Source organism: Streptomyces sp. NPDC001157 (assembly GCF_053598255.1).
The window spans coordinates 52,777-75,588 of the sequence record NZ_JBSFJW010000040.1; the positions used below are offsets into that span (position 1 = coordinate 52,777).

General features: G+C 70.7%; 22 protein-coding genes. 16 read left to right on the top strand and 6 right to left on the bottom strand.

What is annotated here, in order from left to right; genetic code table 11:
• The first annotated feature begins 96 nt into the window (after window positions 1–96).
• The 4 genes from ACWDAG_RS40570 to ACWDAG_RS40585 all read left to right on the top strand — a co-directional run bounded on the left by ACWDAG_RS40570 (window position 97) and on the right by ACWDAG_RS40585 (window position 2,967).
• Entirely contained in the window at window positions 97–1,689 is a 1,593-nt protein-coding gene (locus tag ACWDAG_RS40570) for an acyl-CoA carboxylase subunit beta (protein ID WP_450700577.1), read from the top strand.
• An 8-nt stretch (window positions 1,690–1,697) separates the two neighbouring features.
• Entirely contained in the window at window positions 1,698–1,907 is a 210-nt protein-coding gene (locus ACWDAG_RS40575) for an acyl-CoA carboxylase epsilon subunit (RefSeq protein ID WP_115906254.1), read from the top strand.
• A gap of 250 nt (window positions 1,908–2,157) precedes the next feature.
• Window positions 2,158–2,286: a morphogenic membrane protein MmpB gene (gene mmpB / locus ACWDAG_RS40580; RefSeq protein ID WP_099930981.1), complete on the top strand. Its 129-nt coding sequence runs from the start codon at window positions 2,158–2,160 to the stop codon at window positions 2,284–2,286.
• Between the two features lie 60 nt (window positions 2,287–2,346).
• Complete coding sequence (locus ACWDAG_RS40585; RefSeq protein ID WP_450700578.1) at window positions 2,347–2,967, top strand: Maf family protein; 621 nt, start codon at window positions 2,347–2,349, stop codon at window positions 2,965–2,967.
• Here the strand turns inward: ACWDAG_RS40585 and ACWDAG_RS40590 are convergent.
• The gene (locus ACWDAG_RS40590; protein WP_450700579.1) at window positions 2,936–3,403 is read right to left on the bottom strand and encodes a hypothetical protein; all 468 of its coding nucleotides are present in this window, start codon (window positions 3,401–3,403) and stop codon (window positions 2,936–2,938) included. The genes ACWDAG_RS40585 and ACWDAG_RS40590 overlap by 32 nt on opposite strands.
• Window positions 3,404–3,786: 383 nt before the next feature.
• Between ACWDAG_RS40590 and ACWDAG_RS40595 the strand changes: the two genes are divergently transcribed.
• Both ACWDAG_RS40595 and ACWDAG_RS40600 read left to right on the top strand, forming a co-directional pair.
• Entirely contained in the window at window positions 3,787–5,559 is a 1,773-nt protein-coding gene (locus ACWDAG_RS40595; protein WP_450700580.1) for an acetyl/propionyl/methylcrotonyl-CoA carboxylase subunit alpha, read from the top strand.
• A 284-nt stretch (window positions 5,560–5,843) separates the two neighbouring features.
• A complete protein-coding gene (locus tag ACWDAG_RS40600) occupies window positions 5,844–6,392 on the top strand; it encodes a TetR/AcrR family transcriptional regulator (protein WP_450700603.1) in 549 nt (182 codons plus the stop codon).
• Between the two features lie 123 nt (window positions 6,393–6,515).
• Here the strand turns inward: ACWDAG_RS40600 and ACWDAG_RS40605 are convergent, their stop codons facing one another.
• Both ACWDAG_RS40605 and ACWDAG_RS40610 read right to left on the bottom strand, forming a co-directional pair.
• The gene (locus ACWDAG_RS40605; RefSeq protein ID WP_450700581.1) at window positions 6,516–7,466 is read right to left on the bottom strand and encodes a DeoR/GlpR family DNA-binding transcription regulator; all 951 of its coding nucleotides are present in this window, start codon (window positions 7,464–7,466) and stop codon (window positions 6,516–6,518) included.
• Window positions 7,467–7,632: 166 nt separating this feature from the next.
• Window positions 7,633–9,081 (bottom strand): NAD(P)H-quinone dehydrogenase, encoded by a 1,449-nt coding sequence (locus ACWDAG_RS40610; protein ID WP_450700582.1) that lies wholly within the window; start codon window positions 9,079–9,081, stop codon window positions 7,633–7,635.
• Window positions 9,082–9,187: 106 nt separating this feature from the next.
• Between ACWDAG_RS40610 and ACWDAG_RS40615 the strand changes: the two genes are divergently transcribed.
• The 3 genes from ACWDAG_RS40615 to ACWDAG_RS40625 all read left to right on the top strand — a co-directional run bounded on the left by ACWDAG_RS40615 (window position 9,188) and on the right by ACWDAG_RS40625 (window position 12,610).
• On the top strand, window positions 9,188–9,625 hold the full coding sequence (locus ACWDAG_RS40615) for a gamma-glutamylcyclotransferase (protein ID WP_450700583.1): 438 nt from the start codon (window positions 9,188–9,190) through the stop codon (window positions 9,623–9,625).
• Window positions 9,626–9,769: 144 nt separating this feature from the next.
• A complete protein-coding gene (locus ACWDAG_RS40620; RefSeq protein ID WP_450700584.1) occupies window positions 9,770–10,594 on the top strand; it encodes a purine-nucleoside phosphorylase in 825 nt (274 codons plus the stop codon).
• A gap of 384 nt (window positions 10,595–10,978) precedes the next feature.
• Window positions 10,979–12,610 carry a phospho-sugar mutase gene (locus tag ACWDAG_RS40625; protein ID WP_450700585.1) on the top strand — a complete coding sequence of 544 codons (1,632 nt, stop codon included), beginning with the start codon at window positions 10,979–10,981 and terminating at the stop codon, window positions 12,608–12,610.
• Between the two features lie 669 nt (window positions 12,611–13,279).
• On the opposite strand, the gene ACWDAG_RS40630 is transcribed toward ACWDAG_RS40625, so the two are convergent.
• Window positions 13,280–13,978: a PH domain-containing protein gene (locus tag ACWDAG_RS40630; protein WP_450700586.1), complete on the bottom strand. Its 699-nt coding sequence runs from the start codon at window positions 13,976–13,978 to the stop codon at window positions 13,280–13,282.
• 112 nt (window positions 13,979–14,090) lie between these two features.
• Between ACWDAG_RS40630 and deoC the strand changes: the two genes are divergently transcribed.
• The 3 genes from deoC to ACWDAG_RS40645 are packed head-to-tail and all read left to right on the top strand — an operon-like array spanning window position 14,091 to window position 17,405.
• Entirely contained in the window at window positions 14,091–15,050 is a 960-nt protein-coding gene (gene deoC, locus ACWDAG_RS40635; RefSeq protein ID WP_450700604.1) for a deoxyribose-phosphate aldolase, read from the top strand.
• A 5-nt stretch (window positions 15,051–15,055) separates the two neighbouring features.
• Entirely contained in the window at window positions 15,056–16,492 is a 1,437-nt protein-coding gene (locus tag ACWDAG_RS40640) for an aldehyde dehydrogenase family protein (protein ID WP_450700587.1), read from the top strand.
• A complete protein-coding gene (locus tag ACWDAG_RS40645) occupies window positions 16,485–17,405 on the top strand; it encodes an aldehyde dehydrogenase family protein (RefSeq protein WP_450700588.1) in 921 nt (306 codons plus the stop codon). The genes ACWDAG_RS40640 and ACWDAG_RS40645 overlap by 8 nt, the downstream gene beginning before the upstream one ends.
• A gap of 76 nt (window positions 17,406–17,481) precedes the next feature.
• Here the strand turns inward: ACWDAG_RS40645 and ACWDAG_RS40650 are convergent, their stop codons facing one another.
• Window positions 17,482–17,883 carry a hypothetical protein gene (locus ACWDAG_RS40650; RefSeq protein WP_450700589.1) on the bottom strand — a complete coding sequence of 134 codons (402 nt, stop codon included), beginning with the start codon at window positions 17,881–17,883 and terminating at the stop codon, window positions 17,482–17,484.
• Between the two features lie 126 nt (window positions 17,884–18,009).
• Here ACWDAG_RS40650 and ACWDAG_RS40655 point away from each other — a divergent pair, with 126 nt between their 5' ends.
• Complete coding sequence (locus ACWDAG_RS40655; RefSeq protein ID WP_450700590.1) at window positions 18,010–18,645, top strand: uridine kinase family protein; 636 nt, start codon at window positions 18,010–18,012, stop codon at window positions 18,643–18,645.
• Window positions 18,646–18,829: 184 nt separating this feature from the next.
• Here ACWDAG_RS40655 and ACWDAG_RS40660 read toward each other — a convergent pair whose 3' ends face one another.
• Window positions 18,830–19,573 carry a SigE family RNA polymerase sigma factor gene (locus tag ACWDAG_RS40660; RefSeq protein WP_450700591.1) on the bottom strand — a complete coding sequence of 248 codons (744 nt, stop codon included), beginning with the start codon at window positions 19,571–19,573 and terminating at the stop codon, window positions 18,830–18,832.
• A gap of 265 nt (window positions 19,574–19,838) precedes the next feature.
• On the opposite strand from ACWDAG_RS40660, the gene afsQ1 reads away from it, so the two are divergent.
• Genes afsQ1 through ACWDAG_RS40675 form a run of 3 tightly spaced genes read left to right on the top strand, consistent with a single transcriptional unit; the run spans window position 19,839 to window position 22,686 of the window.
• Window positions 19,839–20,516, top strand: a complete 678-nt coding sequence (afsQ1, locus tag ACWDAG_RS40665) for a two-component system response regulator AfsQ1 (protein ID WP_030929935.1) — start codon at window positions 19,839–19,841, stop codon at window positions 20,514–20,516.
• Window positions 20,513–22,078, top strand: a complete 1,566-nt coding sequence (locus ACWDAG_RS40670) for an ATP-binding protein (protein ID WP_450700592.1) — start codon at window positions 20,513–20,515, stop codon at window positions 22,076–22,078. Before afsQ1 ends, ACWDAG_RS40670 begins: the two co-directional genes overlap by 4 nt.
• Complete coding sequence (locus ACWDAG_RS40675) at window positions 22,075–22,686, top strand: hypothetical protein (protein ID WP_450700593.1); 612 nt, start codon at window positions 22,075–22,077, stop codon at window positions 22,684–22,686. The genes ACWDAG_RS40670 and ACWDAG_RS40675 overlap by 4 nt, the downstream gene beginning before the upstream one ends.
• Window positions 22,687–22,812 lie beyond the last annotated feature (126 nt).

Here is a 22,812-nt window from a genome sequence, read left to right on the forward strand (position 1 = left end):
TGTGTGAAACGCCGCACTGCTGATTCGTAGCGCCACCACTACTCTACGGATGAGTAACCGTCCCCCCTTTTGAGCAGGCAGGGAGCCGCGATCCCGATGTCCGAGCCGGAAGAGATCGATATCCACACCACCGCGGGCAAGCTCGCGGATCTCCAGCGTCGTATCGAGGAAGCGACGCACGCCGGCTCCGCACGCGCCGTCGAAAAACAGCACGCCAAGGGCAAGTTGACGGCCCGTGAGCGGATCGAGCTCCTCCTCGACGAGGGCTCCTTCGTCGAGCTGGACGAGTTCGCCCGGCACCGCTCGACGAACTTCGGTCTGGAGAACAACCGCCCGTACGGGGACGGCGTGGTGACCGGTTACGGCACCGTCGACGGCCGCCCCGTCGCGGTCTTCTCCCAGGACTTCACCGTCTTCGGCGGCGCGCTGGGCGAGGTCTACGGCCAGAAGATCGTCAAGGTGATGGACTTCGCGCTGAAGACCGGCTGTCCGGTCATCGGCATCAACGACTCCGGCGGCGCCCGCATCCAGGAGGGGGTGGCCTCCCTCGGCGCGTACGGCGAGATCTTCCGCCGCAACACCCACGCCAGCGGTGTCATCCCGCAGATCAGCCTGGTCGTCGGCCCCTGCGCGGGCGGCGCGGTCTACTCCCCCGCGATCACCGACTTCACGGTGATGGTCGACCAGACCTCGCACATGTTCATCACCGGCCCGGACGTCATCAAGACCGTCACCGGCGAGGACGTCGGCTTCGAGGAGCTGGGCGGCGCCCGCACCCACAACTCCACCTCCGGCGTGGCCCACCACATGGCGGGTGACGAGAAGGACGCGATCGAGTACGTCAAGCAGCTCCTGTCCTACCTCCCCTCCAACAACCTCTCCGAGGCCCCCGTCTTCCCCGAGGAGGCGGACCTGGCGACCACCGCCGAGGACCTCGAGCTGGACACGATCGTCCCGGACAGCGCGAACCAGCCGTACGACATGCACACGGTGATCGAACACGTCCTGGACGACGCCGAGTTCTTCGAGACGCAGCCGCTGTTCGCGCCGAACATCCTCACCGGGTTCGGACGGGTGGAGGGCCACCCGGTCGGCATCGTCGCCAACCAGCCGATGCAGTTCGCGGGCTGCCTCGACATCGACGCGAGCGAGAAGGCCGCGCGCTTCGTGCGCACCTGCGACGCCTTCAACATCCCCGTCATCACCTTCGTCGACGTGCCGGGCTTCCTCCCCGGCGTCGACCAGGAGCACACCGGCATCATCCGCCGCGGCGCCAAGCTGATCTACGCCTACGCCGAGGCGACCGTCCCGCTGATCACGGTCATCACCCGCAAGGCCTTCGGCGGCGCCTACGACGTCATGGGCTCCAAGCACCTCGGCGCGGACATCAACCTCGCCTGGCCGACCGCCCAGATCGCCGTCATGGGCGCCCAGGGCGCGGTCAACATCCTGCACCGCCGCACCATCGCGGAGGCGGAGGCCGCCGGAGACGTGGAGGCGACCCGCGCCCGACTGATCCAGGAGTACGAGGACGCCCTCCTCAACCCCTACATCGCGGCCGAGCGCGGCTACATCGACTCGGTGATCATGCCGTCCGAGACCCGTCGGCACGTCGTACGCGGCCTGCGTCAGCTGCGCACCAAGCGGGAATCCCTGCCTCCGAAGAAGCACGGCAACATCCCCCTCTAGGAGCCGCCATGACGATCAAGGTCGTACGGGGCAACCCGACCCCGGAGGAGCTGGCCGCCGCCCTGGCGGTGGTCCGCGCCCGCGCCGCGGCGGAGGCCTCCGTCCCGCCCGGCGCAACCCGAGACAGGGACTCCTGGTCGGACCCGGCAAGGATCGCCTCCCACCGCCTGCCGAAGCCGGGCCCATCGGCGTGGACCCGCACCTACTGGCCGGGGTAACGGCTTTTTGCTTTTAGGACCGCGGGGACCCGCGCATCTCCTGGGACCGCGGGGGCCCGCGCAGTCTCTCAGGGGCGCGGGGAACTGGGCATCTTTCAGGGGCGCGGGGAACTGCGCAATCTTTTAGGGGCGCGGGGAACTGCGCGACAAGCCCCCACCGGGCCCGCAGCCAACAACAAACCGCTGCGGGCCCCCAACTTGAGTACGCGTACTCAGGCGCCCACCCCCGCCCCAGCCCCACGCTAGTGGCATGCTGTGGTCCGACCCTGAGAACGAGCCGCCCAAAGAACTCCGCGACATGCAGGAGATGTTGCGGCGGCTCGGCCTCCTCATGGCGTTGGCCATGATCCTCGCGATGATCGTGATCGGCCTGAGGTAACCCCCGTCACCGCATCGATGTGCGGCTCCGCCGCGTGGGCCACGCGGCTACGCTGACCGCATGACAGACGCGCCCCGCCGCCGCCTCATCCTCGCCTCCCAGTCCCCCGCCCGGCTGAACCTCCTGCGCCAGGCAGGCCTCACACCGGAGGTGATCGTCAGCGGCGTGGACGAGGACGCCGTGACCGCCCCCACCCCGGCCGAACTCGCCCTCGCCCTGGCAGAGGCCAAGGCTTCCGTGGTCGCCGCCAGGCCGGAGGTGCACGGCGCTCTGGTGATCGGCTGTGACTCCGTGCTGGAGCTGGACGGCGAGGCCCTGGGCAAGCCCGCGGACGCCGAGGAGGCGACGGCTCGCTGGAAGTCGATGCGTGGCCGGGCGGGCGTCCTGCAGACGGGGCACTGCGTCTGGGACACGGCGAACAAGCGGTACGCGTCCGGCACCGCCTCCACCGTCGTCCGCTTCGGCGACCCCTCCGACGAGGAGGTCGCCGCCTACGTGGCCTCCGGTGAACCCCTCCACGTCGCGGGTGCGTTCACGCTCGACGGCCGCAGCGCGCCGTTCATCGAGGGCATCGACGGCGACCACGGCAATGTGATCGGCATCAGCCTGCCCCTCGTCCGCCGACTCCTCGCCCAGCTGGGCGTCGGCATCACGGAGTTGTGGGCGCCGGCGGAGCGGTGACGGGGGAGTCTCCCCCGTCCTTGCCCCCTTGGTCGGTGGGTTCGGCCGGGCTGTCGTACGTCATCAGGAGCAGCACGATGAGGGCGAGCACGACCACCATGAACAGGAACGCGGTCCAGCCCACCAGCCCCCACACGAACGCCCCCAGCAGCCCGTGCACGACCGCGGCGCTGATCAGCAGGATGCGCCCGAAGCCGGCCGGCGGGCGGTTGCGGACCGCCACGAGGAGCGCGACCAGGCCGCACAGGGCGAAGTAGAGGCCGAAGACGATGCCGCCGATCTTCGAGGACAGCGACATCATGTCGGGGTCGAGACCGGCCAGCGACATGTCCTGCCGGTCGACGACGATCCCCAGGAACCAGTTCAGCGCCGCGACGCCGAACGCCTCCGCGAAGAGCACGACCGCCACGACCCACGCCACCGGTCTGCGTACCACCGGTCCCACCCACTTTCGACTGCCGCCCGAGCGGGTCGGCCAAGGCTGTAGTTACCTCAAGTACGTACGAGACATCGCGAACGCTACTAACGGGTAAACCCCGGGACAAGGGTTCTGCGCGCGGCAAAGATTCGTTGGGCCATTCGTAGGGACTCCACAAAGAAACCGAGTGGCCCGCAGCACGCTCTCACAGAGACCTTGACCACATGGGAGAGCTAGGGTTTTCGGGAGGAGTCCTGCGTACCGAGGTGCGACAAGGGATTTCGCGGGTCGAGCAAGCCTGGCATCACGCTCCGTGTGGGCAAGCTCACCACTGGGGACGGGTCGTAGTGCCGTGTAGCCAGTCCCTAAACTCGGCTTGTTTCAAGGAGGGAGCCTCAATCGTGCGCAAGGTGCTCATCGCCAACCGTGGCGAAATCGCTGTCCGCGTGGCCCGGGCCTGCCGGGATGCCGGGATCGCGAGCGTGGCCGTCTACGCGGACCCGGACCGCGACGCTCTGCATGTCCGCGCCGCGGACGAGGCGTTCGCCCTGGGCGGTGACACCCCGGCGACCAGCTACCTGATGATCGACAAGATCCTGAACGCGGCGAGCGAGTCCGGCGCGGACGCCATCCACCCCGGATACGGCTTCCTCTCCGAGAACGCCGACTTCGCGCAGGCCGTTCTGGACGCCGGGCTGATCTGGATCGGCCCGCCGCCGCAGGCCATCCGCGACCTGGGTGACAAGGTGGCCGCCCGGCACATCGCCCAGCGGGCGGGCGCCCCGCTCGTGGCGGGCACGCCCGACCCGGTCTCCGGTGCGGACGAGGTCGTCGCCTTCGCCGAGGAGCACGGCCTGCCGATCGCCATCAAGGCCGCCTTCGGCGGTGGCGGCCGCGGCCTGAAGGTCGCCCGCACCCTCGAAGAGGTGCCCGAGCTCTACGAGTCCGCGGTCCGCGAGGCCGTGGCCGCCTTCGGCCGCGGCGAGTGCTTCGTCGAGCGCTACCTGGACAAGCCGCGGCACGTCGAGACCCAGTGCCTCGCCGACCAGCACGGCAATGTGGTCGTCGTCTCGACCCGTGACTGCTCGCTGCAGCGCCGCCACCAGAAGCTGGTCGAGGAGGCCCCCGCGCCGTTCCTCTCCGACGAGCAGGTCGCCGAGCTGTACTCGTCCTCCAAGGCCATCCTCAAGGAGGCCGGCTACGTCGGCGCCGGCACCGTGGAGTTCCTCGTCGGAGCCGACGGCACGATCTCCTTCCTGGAGGTCAACACCCGCCTGCAGGTCGAGCACCCGGTGACCGAGGAGGTCGCGGGCATCGACCTGGTCCGCGAGATGTTCCGCATCGCCGACGGCGAGGAACTCGGCTACGGCGACCCCGAGCTGCGCGGCCACTCCTTCGAGTTCCGCATCAACGGCGAGGACCCGGGCCGCAACTTCCTCCCGGCCCCCGGCACCGTCACCACCTTCGCCCCGCCCACCGGCCCGGGCGTCCGTCTGGACGCGGGCGTCGAGTCCGGCTCGGTCATCGGCCCGGCCTGGGACTCCCTGCTCGCCAAGCTGATCATCACCGGCGCCACCCGCGAGCAGGCCCTGCAGCGGGCGGCCCGCGCCCTGGAGGAGTTCCAGGTCGAGGGCATGGCCACGGCCATCCCCTTCCACCGCGCGGTGGTCAAGGACCCGGCCTTCGCCCCCGAACTCACCGGCTCCGCCGAGCCGTTCACGGTCCACACCCGCTGGATCGAGACCGAGTTCGTCAACGAGATCCCCGCGTTCGCCGCCCCGGCCGAGGCCGAGGCCGAGGAGGACTCGGACCGCGAGACGATCGTCGTCGAGGTCGGCGGCAAGCGCCTGGAAGTCTCCCTGCCGTCCTCGCTGGGCATGTCCCTGGCCCGCACCGGCCTCGCGGCCGGCGCCAAGCCGAAGCGCCGCGCCGCCAAGAAGTCCGGCCCGGTCGCCTCGGGCGACACCCTCGCCTCGCCGATGCAGGGCACCATCGTCAAGGTCGCCGTCGAGGAGGGCCAGGAGGTCAAGGAGGGCGACCTGGTCGTCGTCCTGGAGGCGATGAAGATGGAACAGCCGCTGAACGCCCACAAGTCCGGCACCATCAAGGGCCTGTCCGCCGACGTCGGCGCGTCCATCAGCTCCGGCGCCGCGATCTGCGAGATCAAGGACTGACACGACACGGTCGTTGACACGACACGGTCGTTGCTACGACATCCCGAGGCGCCCGGCGGACTGGAGCAGTCAGTCCACCGGGCGCCTCGTTTTCCGCCCGTTCCCCCCGGCTCGATGGCACGCACCGCCGATGTCCCTCGCCATCCCCCGGCGCCCGTCCTCGATGGCATGCTGGAGGCAGACGGGGGCGCACGAGAGGGCAGGTGGGAGGCATGGTGGGCGCAACGTCGGCGGGGACTGCGGCGAACGGCGGCACAGAGATGACGCCGGCGCCCCAGCGCGTCATGCGTGCCGACGCCCGCCGCAACTACGAGCGGCTGCTCACCGAGGCCCGCGCGGCCTTCGCCGCGCACGGCACGGACGCGTCCCTGGAGGACGTGGCCCGGCGCGCAGGCGTCGGCATCGGCACCCTGTACCGTCACTTCCCCAACCGTCACGCCCTGTTGAGCGCCGTCTTCGAGGAGGCGGTGAGCGACCTCCTGGACCGCTCCCACGAACTCCTGGGCGCCCCGGAGCCGTGCACCGCCCTGGTGACCTGGCTCCGCGAGATCGTCACCCACGCCGGCGAGTACCGCGGCCTGGCCCTGGCCCTGATGTCCGTGACCTCCGACACCACCTCGGCCCTGGCCAGTTGCAGCACGCCGATGCACGAGGCGGGCACCGCCCTGCTGGAACGCGCACAGCAAGCAGGCAAGGTCCGCGAGGACGTCACCATCACCGACCTCCTCCAACTCACCAACGCAATCGCCTTGGCGGCGGAAGAGTCCCCGGGAGACCCGAACCTGGCGGACCGTTTGCTGACCCTCACCCTGCGGGGCTTGAAAGCAACGTGACGGCAGCGGCTTTAAGGGGCGCGGGGCTGTATCGATATGCGGCTCCGCCGCGTGGGCGCGAGCAACCACGAACCACCCGCAGTCGCCCGACAACACAACCCCTACGGCGAATAGGCAAACAACCTACCGCCGCCGCAAATCCGCAACCCGAGCCCGCTCCCGCTCTCCCCCGGAGGGATCAAGTACCGCCGCCGTCCGAAGGCCGGCCCCCGGCTGCCCGCGCCGCGGCCCCGGCAGGGCGACGTCCCGACGCGGCCCCCGCGGGGGGACGGAATCACCGCCCGCATTCCCGGAGGCGCCGGCCACGGCGATCTGCACACCCTGATCGGCGAGAGCCTGCAACTCGGTGGCGGCCCGGTCGTCGTGCGGCGGCGGCTCATCGGTCACCAGCCGGGTGATCACATCCGTCGGCACGGTCTGGAACATCGTGTCCGTACCGAGCTTGGTGTGATCGGCGAGCACGACGACCTCCGCGGCCGCCTGCACCAGCGCCCGGTCCACCGACGCCGACAGCATGTTGGACGTGGACAGCCCGCGCTCGGCGGTGAGCCCGCTCCCGGACAGGAACGCACGGGACACCCTGAGCCCCTGCAGGGACTGCTCGGCACCGCTGCCCACGAGGGCGTAGTTGGAGCCGCGCAGGGTGCCACCGGTCATCACGACCTCCACGCGGTTGGCATGGGCCAACGCCTGGGCGACCAGCAGGGAGTTGGTGACGACGGTCAGCCCGGGGATCCGGGCGAGCCGGCGGGCCAACTCCTGTGTGGTGGTACCCGCCCCGACCACGATGGCCTCGCCCTCTTCCACGAAGTTGGCGGCGAGGTCGGCGATGGCCGTCTTCTCGGCGGTCGCGAGATGTGACTTCTGCGGAAAGCCGGACTCCCGCGTGAACCCGCCCGGCAGTACCGCACCGCCGTGCCGGCGGTCGAGGAGTCCTTCTGCCTCCAGTGCGCGCACGTCCCGCCGTACGGTCACTTCGGAGGTCTGGACGACGCGGGCGAGCTCACGGAGCGACACGGCCCCGTTCGCTCGCACCATTTCGAGGATCAATTGGCGACGTTCTGCAGCGAACACGAAACTGACAGTAACCCCAACGACCGTCTGCTTTCAGCTGTTTGCGCCGAATAGCAGAAGTTGTTCGCACAGGAGGGCGGGAAGTGGTATAGGGCCTACCCGCCCCGACTATGCCGTACGCATGCTCGACAACTCCCCGTGACCAGCGAGGAGTCGGTTTCGGCCGTCAGACCTCGCCGCCGGTCTTGCGCGTGTGGAGCTGCCGGGCGACCTCCGCGATCGACCCCGAAAGGGAGGGGTACACGGTGAACGCGTTCGCGATCTGTTCGACCGTCAGATTGTTGTCGACGGCGATCGAGATCGGATGGATCAGTTCCGATGCGCGCGGGGACACGACCACACCGCCGACCACGATGCCCGTGCCCGGGCGGCAGAAGAGCTTCACGAAGCCGTCGCGGATGCCCTGCATCTTGGCGCGCGGGTTGCGCAGGAGCGGGAGTTTGACCACTCGGGCGTCGATCTTGCCCGCGTCGACGTCGGCCTGGGTGTAGCCGACGGTCGCGATCTCCGGGTCGGTGAAGACGTTGGACGAGACGGTCTTCAGATTCAGCGGGGCCACCGCGTCGCCGAGGAAGTGGTACATGGCGATACGTCCCTGCATGGCGGCGACGGAGGCGAGGGCGAAGACGCCCGTCACGTCACCGGCGGCGTACACACCGGGAGCGGTCGTCCGCGAGACCTTGTCGGTCCAGATGTGCCCGGACTCGCGCAGCTTGACGCCCGCTTCCTCCAGGCCCATGCCCTCGCTGTTGGGGATGGCGCCGACCGCCATCAGGCAGTGGGTGCCGGTGATGACCCGGCCGTCGGAGAGGGTGACCTCGACGCGGTCGCCGACCCGCTTGGCGGCGGCGGCGCGGGAGCGGGCCATGACGTTCATGCCGCGGCGCCGGAAGACGTCCTCCAGCACGGCGGCGGCGTCCGGGTCCTCACCCGGCAGCACGCGGTCCCGGGAGGAGACCAGGGTGACCTTCGACCCCAGCGCCTGGTAGGCACCGGCGAACTCGGCGCCGGTCACACCGGAACCGACCACGATGAGCTCCTCGGGAAGCTCGTTCAGGTCGTACACCTGGGTCCAGTTGAGGATGCGCTCGCCGTCGGGCTGGGCGTCGGGCACCTCACGCGGGTGGCCGCCGGTCGCGATCAGCACGGCGTCGGCGACGAGAGTCTCCTCGGTGCCGTCGGCCGCGCTGACGATCACCTTGCGGGAACCGTCGAGGGCCTGCATGCCCTCCAGCCGGCCGCGGCCGCGCATGACCCGGGCACCGGCCCGCGTGACGGAGGCGGTGATGTCATGGGACTGGGCGAGGGCGAGCCGCTTCACACGGCGGTTGACCTTCCCCAGATCGACCCCCACCACCCGGGCCGCCTGCTCCAGCGGCGGGGTGTCGTCGGCGACGATGATGCCGAGCTCCTCGTACGACGAGTCGAAGGTGGTCATCACCTCGGCCGTAGCGATAAGGGTCTTCGACGGTACGCAGTCGGTCAGCACCGACGCCCCGCCCAGACCGTCGCAGTCGACGACGGTCACCTCCGCGCCGAGCTGGGCGGCCACCAGGGCCGCCTCGTATCCGCCGGGTCCGCCACCGATGATCACGATCCGAGTCACGTACCCCATTGTCCCGCACCGTTCAAGGTGCTACTGCCCGGGGGCGGGGCAATGGGTTGGCAAGGTGCCCTTGATACGTCAGGGGCGTGTGGGTCGGCTGCCGTACTCTCGACCCATGTCGCTCTACGCCGCGTACGCCGGCAACCTCGACGCGCGGCTGATGACCCGCCGCGCCCCGCACTCGCCGATGCGCGCCACGGGCTGGCTGAACGGCTGGCGGCTGACGTTCGGGGGCGAGCACATGGGCTGGGAAGGCGCTCTGGCGACGATCGTCGAGGACCCGTTCTCACAGGTCTTCGTCGCGCTGTACGACATCGCGCCGCCGGACGAGGAGTCCATGGACCGCTGGGAGGGCGTCGGCCTCAATGTCTACCGCCGGATGCGGGTGCGGGTGCACACGCTGGAGGGCGAGGAGTCGGCGTGGACATATGTCCTCGACGGCTACGAGGGCGGTCTGCCCTCCGCGCGGTATCTGGGCGAGATCGCCGATGCCGCGGAGTCCGCGGGCGCGCCGCACGACTATGTGATGGAGCTGCGGAAACGCCCCTGCTGAGGCGTGACAGGTTCACAGTTGAACCACAGGGGCCACAAAGGTCCCGTTGCGTCACAGGCTTCGTTGGAAACGACAAGACAACGATCGCCAACCCGTGAGCTCTGTCATCTACGCGCGTAGGCCCAGAGCGGCTACTCTCGACGCGTGAACGCATCTCTTCTTCCGGACGACATCCAGGGCGATCCCCACGCCGCCGCCGACGCCGCCGCCGCGCGCCTGCGCGAACTGACCGGCGCCGAGACCCACGACGTCGCCCTCGTGATGGGCTCCGGCTGGGCACCGGCCGTGGACGCCCTCGGCGCACCCGACGCCGAGCTCCAGGTCACCGACCTGCCCGGTTTCCCGCCGCCGGCGGTGGAGGGGCACGGCGGCAAGATCCGCTCGTACAAGATCGGTGAGAAGCGGGCCCTGGTCTTCCTGGGCCGTACGCACTACTACGAGGGCCGCGGGGTCGCCGCCGTCGCGCACGGCGTCCGTACCGCCGTCGCCGCCGGCTGCAAGACCGTCGTGCTCACCAACGGCTGCGGAGGCCTCCGCGAGGGCATGCGCCCCGGCCAGCCGGTCCTGATCAGCGACCACATCAACCTGACGGCGACGTCCCCGATCATCGGCGCGAACTTCGTCGACCTGACGGACCTCTACTCCCCTCGCCTCCGCGCCCTGTGCAAGGAGATCGACCCCAGCCTGGAGGAGGGCGTCTACGCCCAGTTCCCCGGCCCGCACTACGAGACGCCGGCCGAGATCCGGATGGCCCGGGTGATCGGGGCGGACCTGGTGGGCATGTCGACGGTGCTGGAGGCCATCGCGGCGCGTGAGGCGGGTGCGGAGGTGCTGGGTATTTCTCTCGTCACCAACCTCGCCGCGGGGATGACCGGCGAACCGCTGAACCACGAGGAGGTCCTCCAGGCGGGCCGCGACTCGGCGACGCGGATGGGCTCGCTGCTGACGCAGGTGCTTGGGCGGATCTGAACGCCTCAGGGGGTGCCGCGGAATGTCGTAGCGCGACTGCGGACCGGTCGTGGCTGGTCGCGCAGTTCCCCGCGCCCCTGGGAGGCTGCAGTCGCCCATGGCGGACACGCGCCCCTTGGGAGGCTGCAGTCACCCGTGGCGGACACGCGACGGCTGTAGTCGCCCACGGCGAGGAGGGGACGTGGCGGGGGGTGTCCGCCCGCAGCGGCGGGCGTCCACCACCGAGCACGGCCCCACCCGACACCAACCGCCCGACCGAGGACGGACACCCCCCCGGCGCAGCCCCGACCCACAATCGAACCGCAGGCGCCACCCGCACCCCCACCGAACCCGCGGATGCGCCGCAGGCATCCCCCTCAGACCACACGAGAGGCTGGACCGACCGTGCACGACGACCTCATCGCCCGCGCCAACGCGTGGCTCGCCGAGGACCCGGACCCCGAGACCCGCGACGAGCTCGCCAAGCTCATCGAGGCCGGTGACGTCACAGAACTCACCGACCGCTTCAGCGGCACCCTCCAGTTCGGCACCGCCGGCCTGCGCGGTGAGCTCGGCGCAGGCCCCATGCGCATGAACCGTTCGGTCGTCATCCGGGCCGCCGCCGGACTCGCCGCGTACCTCAACGCCAAGGGACAGCTCGGCGGGCTCGTCGTCATCGGCTACGACGCCCGGCACAAGTCCGCGGACTTCGCGCGCGACACGGCGGCCGTGATGACGGGCGCGGGCTTCCGGGCCGCGGTGCTCCCCCGCCCGCTCCCCACCCCCGTGCTCGCCTACGCGATAAGGCACCTCGGCGCGGTCGCGGGCGTGGAGGTCACCGCCAGCCACAACCCGCCCCGCGACAACGGCTACAAGGTCTACCTCGGGGACGGTTCGCAGATCGTGCCGCCGGCCGACGCGGAGATCGCCGCCGAGATCGACGCGATCGTCGCCCTGGACGACGTACCGCGTCCGGAAGCCGGCTGGGAGACCCTCGACGACAGCGTCCTGAACGCCTACCTGGCCCGCACGGACGCGGTGCTCGCCGCCGGTTCCCCGCGCACCGCCCGCACCGTCTACACCGCGATGCACGGCGTCGGCAAGGACGTCCTGCTCGCCGCGTTCGCCCGGGCCGGTTTCCCCGAGCCCGTCCTGGTCGCCGAACAGGCCGAGCCCGACCCGGACTTCCCCACCGTCGCCTTCCCCAACCCGGAAGAGCCGGGCGCCATGGACCTCGCCTTCGCGAAGGCCCGCGCGACCGACCCGGACCTGATCATCGCCAACGACCCCGACGCGGACCGCTGCGCCGTGGCGGTCAAGGACGCCGGCGACTGGCGGATGCTGCGCGGCGACGAGGTCGGCGCCCTGCTCGCCGCCCACCTGGTCAGGCGCGGAGCACAGGGCACCTTCGCCGAGTCGATCGTCTCGTCCTCCCTCCTCGGCCGTATCGCCGAGAAGGCGGGGCTGCCGTATGAGGAGACCCTCACCGGCTTCAAGTGGATCGCCCGCGTCGAGGGCCTGCGCTACGGCTACGAGGAGGCCCTCGGCTACTGCGTGGACCCGGACGGGGTGCGCGACAAGGACGGCATCACCGCCGCGCTGCTGATCACCGAGCTGGCGTCCGAGCTCAAGGAGGAGGGGCGGACCCTGCCGGACCTCCTCGACGACCTCGCCGTGGAGCACGGGCTGCACGCCACCGACCAGCTCTCGGTCCGGGTGGAGGACCTGTCGGTCATCGCCCGCGCCATGCAGCAGCTGCGCGAGCAGCCGCCGACCGAGCTCGCGGGCCTCGCCGTCACCAGGGCCGAGGACCTCACCCGGGGCACCGACAGGCTGCCGCCCACCGACGGGCTGCGCTACACGCTCGACGGCGCCCGCGTCATCGTCCGCCCGAGCGGCACGGAGCCCAAGCTGAAGTGCTACCTGGAGGTAGTGCTCCCCGTCGCCACGCACGCCGACCTCCCGGCGGCCCACGCCACCGCGAACGACCTCCTCGCGGCGATCAAGCGGGACCTGTCGGCGGCGGCCGGCATCTGAGCCGTACCGCTCGAACCAGCGTCACCTCGGAGGGGCGCCCTCGGCCACCGGCCCACGGGCACCCCTCCCGCTGATCCACCCAGCGCCGTCGACCCGGCCACCACACCCCACCGCGGCACCCCGGCAACGGGTGGACCGACCGGAACCGCACCACCCAGCCCGCCGATCACCCTGGGCAGCGGCGACGCCCGCTTCCCAAGCGCCCACTTCCCCCGCCGGGCTTTCCCACTCCCGCCACACTCGACCCGCGCCTCCGGCGGCCTGCCCGTCTGCACCCCGAAGTCGGCGAGCCCGCAGGCGGCGAGCAGGGCGCACAGGTCCACCAGCAGGATCACGCTTGGGCACCCGCACCCGCACCCGCACCCGCACCCGCACCCAGCGCGGCGCCGACGCCTACGTCCAGCGGCGCGTGTGTGCATGCCTCCCAGGGCGGGCAGCCGTCGGGGATCGCGGCAGCGGGCAGCTGCCGGGGCGTCGTACTCCTGGTTTCCCAGACACTCAGGCCACCGAGGTGGCAGCGGTCCCCGGTTCCGTGCGGGTGGGGGGGTTGGCCGTCGTGGCCAGGTGTGAGCCGAGCATGCCGAAGGAAACCGTGCAGCGGTAGCCCGGAGATCACCCCGGCCCCGTCCGCGCTCCGGACCGGGACCCGCCCGGCGGATCAGGCGCGGCTCAGCCCATCGCCGCCAGAATCGCCAGCAGCACCGCCCCGGCCACCGCCGGACCCGCGATCTCGTACGCCCAGCGCACCGTCACCTCACCCTGACCCTGCGCCGTCCCCGTCCGCTCATGGGTCTTGAGCAGCTCGCGCAGGTCGTCCATGACCTTGTCGCTCTCGGCGCGCGTGGGCCCCTCCGGGACGGCGGCGGCGCCGCCCGAGGGGGCGCTGGGACCGAAGGCACCGCCCAGTCGGCCGCGCCGCCCCTGACCGCTCGCGCCTGCCGTGGCCCTGGCCTCCTGCCGCGCCGCCTTCTTCCGGGCGCGCAGCGAGACGGGGACGGCCCACAGCTGGTACTTGCCGCCGGACTTCACGACCACCTCGTTGGAGTAGCCGGACCGCAGCAGGACGACCTCGCCCCAGGGCACCACGACGATGCGGAAGGGGTTGCGGATGCGCAGCCGCTGCTCGTTGGCGTGGACGGCGGGGCGCAGCGTGAAGGCGACGATCAGCGGCACGACGAGGATCAGCGTGGCGAGCGCCAGCCACGGGGTGTGGCCGTGCCCGGAGACGATCGCGTCGATGCCCAGCCAGCCCGCGATGGCAAGCAGCAGGACGCCGCCGGCGATGCCCCCGGACGACCGGTAGACCCGGTCCTTGTACTCGGAGGCGGGGGGCTGCGGTGCTGCTGACTCGTGGTCCGGGGTCGTCATACTGCGATTCTGCCCGACGGCCACGGCGATGCTCGTACGTGGTGGGTGCGCACTCGATGAGCAGCCGGGGGTGTACAGCCGCTACGCGCGTAGATATGCTCGTCTGGTGACCATGCCCACCACTGCACCCACAGCTCATGCTCTCGCTGACGTCACCGCGTCCGACAGCACGCTGCGCCGCTTCCTCCACGGGCTGCCCGGCGTCGACGCGGTCGGCCTGGAGGCGCGCGCCGCCTCGCTCGGCACCCGTTCCATCAAGACGACCGCGAAGGCGTACGCCATCGACCTCGCCATCTCGATGGTCGACCTGACGACGCTGGAAGGCGCGGACACCCCGGGCAAGGTCCGGGCGCTCGGCGCCAAGGCGGTCCACCCCGACCCCACGGACCGTACGACCCCCGCGACCGCGGCCGTCTGCGTCTACCCCGACATGGTGCCCGCCGCGAAGGAGGCCGTCGCCGGCTCCTCCGTGAAGGTCGCCTCGGTCGCCACCGCCTTCCCGGCGGGCCGCGCGCCGATCGCCGTGAAGCTGGCGGACGTCCGCGAGGCCGTCGCCGCGGGCGCGGACGAGATCGACATGGTCATCGACCGCGGAGCGTTCCTCGCGGGCCACTTCCTGAAGGTGTACGACGAGATCGTCGCCGTGAAGGAGGCCTGCGGAGCCTCCGCCCGCCTCAAGGTCATCTTCGAGACGGGCGAGCTGTCCACGTACGACAACATCCGCCGCGCGAGCTGGCTCGGCATGCTGGCGGGCGCGGACTTCATCAAGACGTCCACGGGCAAGGTCGCGGTCAACGCCACCCCCGCCAACACCCTGCTGATGCTGGAGGCCGTGCGCGACTTCCGCGCGCAGACCGGGGTACAGGTGGGCGTGAAGCCCGCCGGCGGCATCCGCACCTCCAAGGACGCGATCAAGTTCCTCGTCCTGGTCAACGAGACCGCGGGCGAGGACTGGCTGGACAACCACTGGTTCCGCTTCGGCGCCTCCTCGCTTCTGAACGATCTGCTGATGCAGCGCCAGAAGCTGGCCACCGGCCGCTACTCCGGCCCCGACTACGTGACGGTGGACTGATCACCATGGCATCCGCATTCGAATACGCGCCGGCGCCCGAGTCCCGCTCGATCGTCGACATCGCCCCCTCCTACGGCCTGTTCATCGACGGCGAGTTCGTGGACGCGGCCGACGGCAAGGTCTTCAAGACGGTCTCCCCGAGCACCGAGGAGGTGCTGTCGGAGGTCGCCCAGGCCGGTTCCGAGGACGTCGACCGAGCGGTGAAGGCCGCCCGCAAGGCCTTCGAGAAGTGGTCGGCGCTGCCCGGCTCGGAGCGCGCCAAGTACCTGTTCCGCATCGCTCGGATCATCCAGGAGCGCAGCCGTGAGCTGGCGGTCCTGGAGACGCTGGACAACGGCAAGCCGATCAAGGAGACCCGCGACGCCGACCTCCCCCTGGTCGCCGCGCACTTCTTCTACTACGCGGGCTGGGCCGACAAGCTGGAGCACGCCGGCTTCGGTGCCAACCCGCGCCCGCTGGGCGTCGCCGGCCAGGTCATCCCCTGGAACTTCCCGCTCCTGATGCTGGCGTGGAAGATCGCCCCGGCACTGGCGACCGGCAACACGGTCGTCCTCAAGCCCGCCGAGACGACCCCCCTCTCCGCCCTGTTCTTCGCGGACATCTGCCGCCAGGCAGGCCTCCCCAAGGGCGTCGTCAACATCCTTCCCGGCTACGGCGACACGGGCGCCGCGCTCGTCGCGCACCCGGACGTGAACAAGGTCGCGTTCACGGGCTCCACGGCCGTCGGCAAGGAGATCGCGAAGACGGTCGCGGGCACCCGTAAGAAGATCACCCTCGAACTGGGCGGCAAGGGCGCCAACATCGTCTTCGACGACGCCCCCATCGACCAGGCCGTCGAGGGGATCGTCAACGGCATCTTCTTCAACCAGGGCCAGGTCTGCTGCGCGGGCAGCCGGCTCCTCGTCCAGGAGTCGATCCAGGACGAGCTGCTGGACTCGCTCAAGCGCCGCCTGTCGACGCTCCGTCTCGGCGACCCGCTCGACAAGAACACGGACATCGGCGCGATCAACTCCGAGGAACAGCTCTCCCGCATCACCACCCTGGTCGAACAGGGCGAGGCGGAGGGCGCCGAGCGCTGGTCCCCGGCCTGCGAAATCCCGTCCTCCGGCTACTGGTTCGCCCCGACGCTCTTCACGAACGTCACCCAGGCGCACCGGATCGCCCGCGACGAGATCTTCGGCCCCGTGCTGTCCGTCCTCAGCTTCCGCACCCCGGACGAGGCGGTCGCCAAGGCCAACAACACCCAGTACGGCCTGTCGGCGGGCATCTGGACGGAGAAGGGCTCGCGGATCCTCGCCGTCGCGAACAAGCTCCGTGCGGGCGTCGTGTGGTCCAACACGTTCAACAAGTTCGACCCGACCTCGCCGTTCGGCGGTTACAAGGAGTCGGGCTTCGGCCGCGAGGGCGGCCGCCACGGCCTGGAGGCGTACCTCGATGTCTGAGAAGACCGAGAAGACCGAGCGGTTCGACCGTCTGTCGGTCTTCAAGACCTACAAGCTGTACGTCGGCGGGAAGTTCCCGCGTTCCGAGAGCGGCCGGGTGTACGAGGTGACGGACACAAAGGGCAACTGGCTGGCGAACGTGCCCCTTTCGTCCCGCAAGGACGCCCGTGACGCCGTGGTCGCCGCCCGCAAGGCGTTCGGCGGCTGGTCGGGCGCGACGGCGTACAACCGCGGTCAGATCCTCTACCGCATCGCCGAGATGCTGGAGGGCCGCCGCGAGCAGTTCGTACGCGAAGTGGCCGACTCCGAAGGCTTGTCGAAGTCGAAGGCCGCCGCGGTCGTCGACGCGGCGATCGACCGCTGGGTCTGGTACGCGGGCTGGACCGACAAGATCGCCCAGGTGGTCGGCGGCGGAAACCCGGTCGCGGGCCCGTACTTCAACCTGTCCTCGCCCGAGCCGACCGGCGTGGTCGCGGTCCTGGCCCCCCAGGAGTCGTCGTTCCTCGGCCTGGTCTCGGTGATCGCCCCGGTGATCGCGACGGGCAACACGGCGGTCGTGGTGGCCTCCGAGAAGTCCCCGCTCCCCGCGCTCTCCCTGGGCGAGGTCCTGGCCACCTCCGACCTGCCCGGCGGCGTCGTCAACGTCCTCTCCGGCCGTACGGCGGAGATCGCCACGCCGCTGGCCGCGCACCAGGACGTCAACGCGATCGACCTCGCCGGCGCCGATGACGTACTGGCGAAGGAACTGGAGATCGCGGCGGCGGACAACCTGAAGCGGGTTCTGCGTCCACAGCCTGTGGACGAAGTCGACTGGTCGGCGACGCCGGGCATCGACCGCATGACGGCGTTCCTGGAGACGAAGACGGTCTGGCACCCGACGGGGTCGCTGGGCGCGTCGGGCTCGGCGTACTGAGCCCTCTGCGAAGCCGAGAGCCGCGTCCTCCCTCCGTCCGGGGAAGACGCGGCTCTCTCTCATGCGCGGGCCGGGCTCAGACCAGGCGCGGGCCGCCCAGCAGCATGGCGGCCGTGGTCAGCGCCGCCGGCACCGTACCGACCGGGCTCTCCTGAGCGAGGAAGGCCAGACCGGAGAGCGGGCCGGCGATGTGGTAGTTCGTCGGGTCGACGGTGTTGCGGGTGAGGGCGCCCCGCTTGAGGCCCTGGACGGACCCGGTGACGGACCGCACCTGGCCGGTCGGCGCCTGGAGGCTCTTCTGAGGGTCGAGCTTGCTGAGCGCGCCCGCCGCAGTGGTCGGCGACAACGGCACCTTCACGGCGGCCGTGGAGTCCGCGGACGCGGTCGCCGCGCTCGCGCCCAGCGCCGCCGTGACGGTGGCGAGGGCGATCAGGGCGCGCTGGGCGTGGGGCTTGGAGGGGGAAGCGTGTCGTGCCATTGCAGTAGTCACCTTGGATTCGCTGAGTAATCAGGTCGACACGAAGGGTAGTTGAGATGTGATGCGCACTCCAAAGCCGACCCGCGGGGTCGGCAGGGCGTACGGAATACGTCAAACTGGTGTCCCGTGAGCATCCATCTCCCCTCCCCCGCCCGCGTCGTGCTGTTGTGCGGCCCCTCGGGCTCGGGCAAGTCCCTTGTCGCCGCCCGCTCCGGCCTGCCCGTGCTGCGCCTCGACGACTTCTACAAGGAGGGCGAGGACCCGACTTTGCCGCTCGTGGCGGGAAGCTCCGACATCGACTGGGACCACCCGGGCTCCTGGGACACGGACACGGCCGTCGCCGCGATCGCCGAGCTGTGCCGCACCGGCCGTACGAACGTCCCGGTCTACGACATCTCGCTGAGTGCCCGCACGGGCGAGGTGACCGTCGACATAGGACGGACCCCGCTGTTCATCGCGGAGGGCATCTTCGCGGCCGAGATCGTCGAGCGCTGCCAGGAGTTGGGGCTGCTGGCCGACGCCCTGTGCCTGAACCGCGGCGCGGTCCGCACCTTCCGCCGCCGCTTCCTGCGCGATCTGAAGGAGGGCCGCAAGTCGGTCCCGTTCCTGCTGCGCCGCGGCTGGCGCCTGATGCGCCAGGAACGCTCGATCATCGCCCGCCAGACCGCCCTCGGCGCCCACGCCTGCGACCGGGACGAGGCCCTGGGCCGGCTGGCCGCGGCCGCGGTGGGCCGACGCCCCGCGGCGACCCCCACACGCTGACCGCACTCCCAGCAGCGGGAGCGCACAGACAAAAAGCGGGACTGGGCGGACCCCCCGGCCCTCCAGTCCCGCTCTCCCCCGTTCCCCCGTGGGCTTCCCCCGTGAACCCCCGTTGGTCCCCCGTGGGTCCCCCCTCGGTTACCGCTCCCCCGTACTTCCCCCGTTACTTGCTTCCCCCCAACCCTCAGGCGACGAGCTCCCCGAAGGCGTCCTCCTCGTCACGGCCGAAGCTGAGGACCTCGTCCTCGCGCAGCCGGCGGAGCGACCGCCAGATGCTGGACTTCACCGTGCCGACACTGATGTCGAGGATCTCCGCGATCTCCGGGTCCGTGCGGCCCTCGTAGTAGCGCAGGACCAGCATGGTGCGCTGGAGTTCGGGGAGGCGGGCGAGCGCCTGCCACAGGACCGCGCGCAGCTCCGTGCCGCGCATCGCGTCCGTGTCGCCGGGCGTCTCCGGCAGCTCCTCGGTCGGGTATTCGTTCAGCTTGCGGCGGCGCCACGCGCTGATGTGCAGGTTCGTCATGGTGCGGCGGAGGTAGCCCCCGACCGCGGCCTTGTCGCTGATCCGGTCCCAGGCCTTGTACGTCGAGAACAGCGCGCTCTGCAGCAGGTCCTCGGCCTCGAAGCGGTCACCGGTCAGGTGGTACGCGGTGGCGTACAGGGAGGCGCGGCGCTCCTGGACGTAGGCGGTGAACTCCGCCTCCGACAGCGACCGACGCTCCCCCGTGTCCTCCCTGTACGCGCTTCCCCCGTGCGGTTCCCCCGTGAAACCGTCAACCACCGTCATGTACGCGGTGTGCTGACGCCCGGCGCCGCGAGCGCACCCCCGCCCGCTCACGGCACCGGACTTCTCGGAACCCCGGCCCCCGTTCACGTCGTGCAGGCGCGTGATCACTGCGCTGGTGCTGGTGCTGTGCAGCATGTTCATCTCGCGCCCCCCGTCGTGGACTTCCGGTGTTCGGCTTGCTCAGGCGGTGTATCTCCGCGGTGTCTCAGCGGTGCTTCCTTGCCTGTGCCGAAAAGCTTGCCCTCGCACCTTCATGGCCGTGTCCGCCGACTGTCACAGACCTGTCACAGGGGTCGGCCGCAGGGAAGACACAGCGCGGTCACAGAGAAGAGCGGTACGGGCACGCAGGAATACAGGTCCGCAGCAGGAGTCGAAACCCCGACCCACCATGGGCCAGAATGAGCGCGTGCCTACCCTGTTGCTGATCGAGGATGACGACGCCATCCGTACGGCCCTGGAGCTGTCTCTTACGCGCCAGGGACACCGGGTTGCCACCGCTGCCACCGGTGAGGACGGTCTGAAGCTCCTTCGCGAGCAGCGGCCGGACCTGATCGTGCTGGATGTGATGCTGCCCGGCATCGACGGGTTCGAGGTGTGCCGGCGCATCCGGCGCACGGACCAGTTGCCGATCATTCTGCTGACCGCGCGCAGCGACGACATCGATGTGGTCGTGGGCCTGGAGTCCGGCGCGGACGACTACGTGGTCAAGCCGATCCAGGGACGGGTGCTCGACGCCCGGATCCGGGCCGTGCTGCGGCGCGGGGACCGCGAGTCGACCGACGCGGCGAGCTTCGGCAGCCTGGTCATCGACCGCGCGGCGATGACAGTGACCAAGAACGGCGAGGACCTGCAGCTCACGCCGACCGAGCTCAGGCTGCTCCTGGAGCTGAGCCGCCGGCCCGGCCAGGCGCTGTCCCGGCAGCAGCTGCTGCGGCTGGTGTGGGAGCACGACTACCTCGGCGACTCCCGGCTGGTGGACGCGTGCGTCCAGCGGCTGCGTGCCAAGGTCGAGGACGTGCCGTCGTCCCCGACGCTGATCCGTACCGTGCGCGGCGTGGGTTACCGGCTGGACACGCCTCAGTGACCGAAGCGCAAGGGGGGGTTCGCGGCTGGGCCGCGACTCGCAAGGGACATCTTTCACGGCTGCGCTTCACCAGTCTGCGCCTGCGCCTGGTCGTCGTCTTCGGGCTGGTGGCGCTCACCGCGGCCGTGTCCGCGTCCGGGATCGCGTACTGGCTCAACCGCGAGGCCGTGCTCACCCGCACCCAGGACGCGGTGCTCGGGGACTTCCGGCAGGCGATGCAGACCCGGGCGGGCACCCTGACCGCGCATCCCTCGCAGGACGAACTGCAGCACACCGCAGGGCAGATGGCGAACAGCAGCCAGCGCTTCAGCGTGCTGCTCGTCGCCCAGGACGCCGACGGCAGGACCGTCTACGGCAGTTCGGGCGGCCTGGACGGCTTCTCGCTGCAGGACGTGCCGAAGTCGCTGCGTGCGGCCGTGAACAAGAAACAGCAGGTCGACTCGGGCAACAAGTACGCCTACCACCTGTACTGGCAGCGCGTCGTCGACCACGGCACCCCGTACCTGGTGGCGGGCACGAAGGTGATCAACGGCGGGGCGACCGGCTACATGCTCAAGTCGCTGGAGCCGGAGGCCAAGGACCTCAACTCCCTCGCCTGGTCGCTGGGGATCGCCACCGGGCTCGCGCTGGTCGGCTCGGCGCTGCTCGCGCAGGCCGCCGCCTCGACCGTGCTCAAGCCGGTGCAGCGGCTCGGGGTCGCCGCGCGCAGGCTCGGCGAGGGCAAGCTGGACACCCGGCTGAGGGTGTCCGGGACCGACGAACTCGCAGATCTGTCACGGACGTTCAACTATGCGGCCGAGGCGCTGGAGAAACGGGTCGAGGACATGGCCGCGCGGGACGAGGCGTCCCGGCGCTTCGTCGCCGACATGAGTCATGAACTCCGTACACCGCTCACCGCGATCACCGCCGTGACAGAGATCCTGGAGGAGGAGTTGGAGGCGGATTCCGGGTCGATGGACCCGATGATCGAGCCCGCCGTACGGCTCGTCGTCAGTGAGACCCGGCGGCTCAACGACCTCGTCGAGAACCTCATGGAGGTCACCCGCTTCGACGCGGGCACCGCACGGCTGGTCCTGGACGACGTCGACCTCGCCGACCAGATCACCGCCTGCATCGACGCCCGCGCCTGGCTGGACGCGGTCGACCTGGACGCCGAGCGCGGCATCCACGCCCGCGTCGACCCGCGCCGCCTGGACGTGATCCTCGCCAACCTGATCGGCAACGCGCTCAAGCACGGCGGGTCGCCGGTGCGGGTGTCGGTGCGGACAGAGGACGACGAGATCGAGATCGCTGTCCGGGACCATGGGCCGGGCATCCCCGAGGACGTTCTGCCGCACGTCTTCGACCGCTTCTACAAGGCGAGCGCCTCCCGCCCCCGCTCCGAGGGCAGCGGCCTCGGGCTCTCCATCGCCCTGGAGAACGCCCATATCCACGGCGGTGAGATCACCGCCGCCAACTCCCCCGACGGCGGCGCGGTGTTCACCCTGCGGCTGCCGCGGGACGCGTCGGCGCTGACGGAGGAGTCCGAGAAGGACACGGGGAAGAACGGGAACGCCTCATGACCGTACGACGTCTCCTGGCGCTCCCCTTTTTCGTCGGCATGGCCGCGCTGGTCACCGGCTGCGGCATCCGGCCCACCGAGGTGCCCACGGACTTCGGGGCGGCGCCCTCCCAGGTGCAGTGCTCGCCGGCCGAGCCGAACGTCTCGACGCAGGCCTCGCGCGGGCTGCCGGTGCAGGTGTTCCTGCTGTGCGGGTCCTCGCTGGTCGCCGTGGACCGGACGGTACGGGTCCCGGACGGCTCCCCGGACTCGCAACGGCGGGTGCTGGTGGCGCAGGGGCTGCTCGACCAGCTCGCGGCGACGCCGTCGGCCGCCGAGAAGGAGGCCGGGTACAGCACGGACGTACGCGGCGGCATGACCGTGAGCGGCCCCCGCCCCGGCGACCCCGACGACACACTCCGGCTCAGCAACCGGCCCGGTGACCTCACGTCCTTCGCGCTCGCCCAGGTCGTCTGCACGTTCTCCGACTCGGCGGCGGCCGAGGGCGACGGCTCGGTCATCCTCGGCGGCCCCGGCAAGGATCCACTGCGCCGCTACGAGTGCACGGACGAGGTCCGCTCCCGCCCGGGCACCGAGCAGCCGCCGTCGAGCGAGATCACGGGCGGCTGAGAGCCGGTGTCATATCCCCGGCCGGATCAGCGCGCGGCGTCATGGGGTGCCCCCGCGCGAGCCTGTTCGAGCGTGGGGGAGCGTGCGATCGCAAGGCGCCGGAGCGCCCTCGACGGGGGTCCCCCC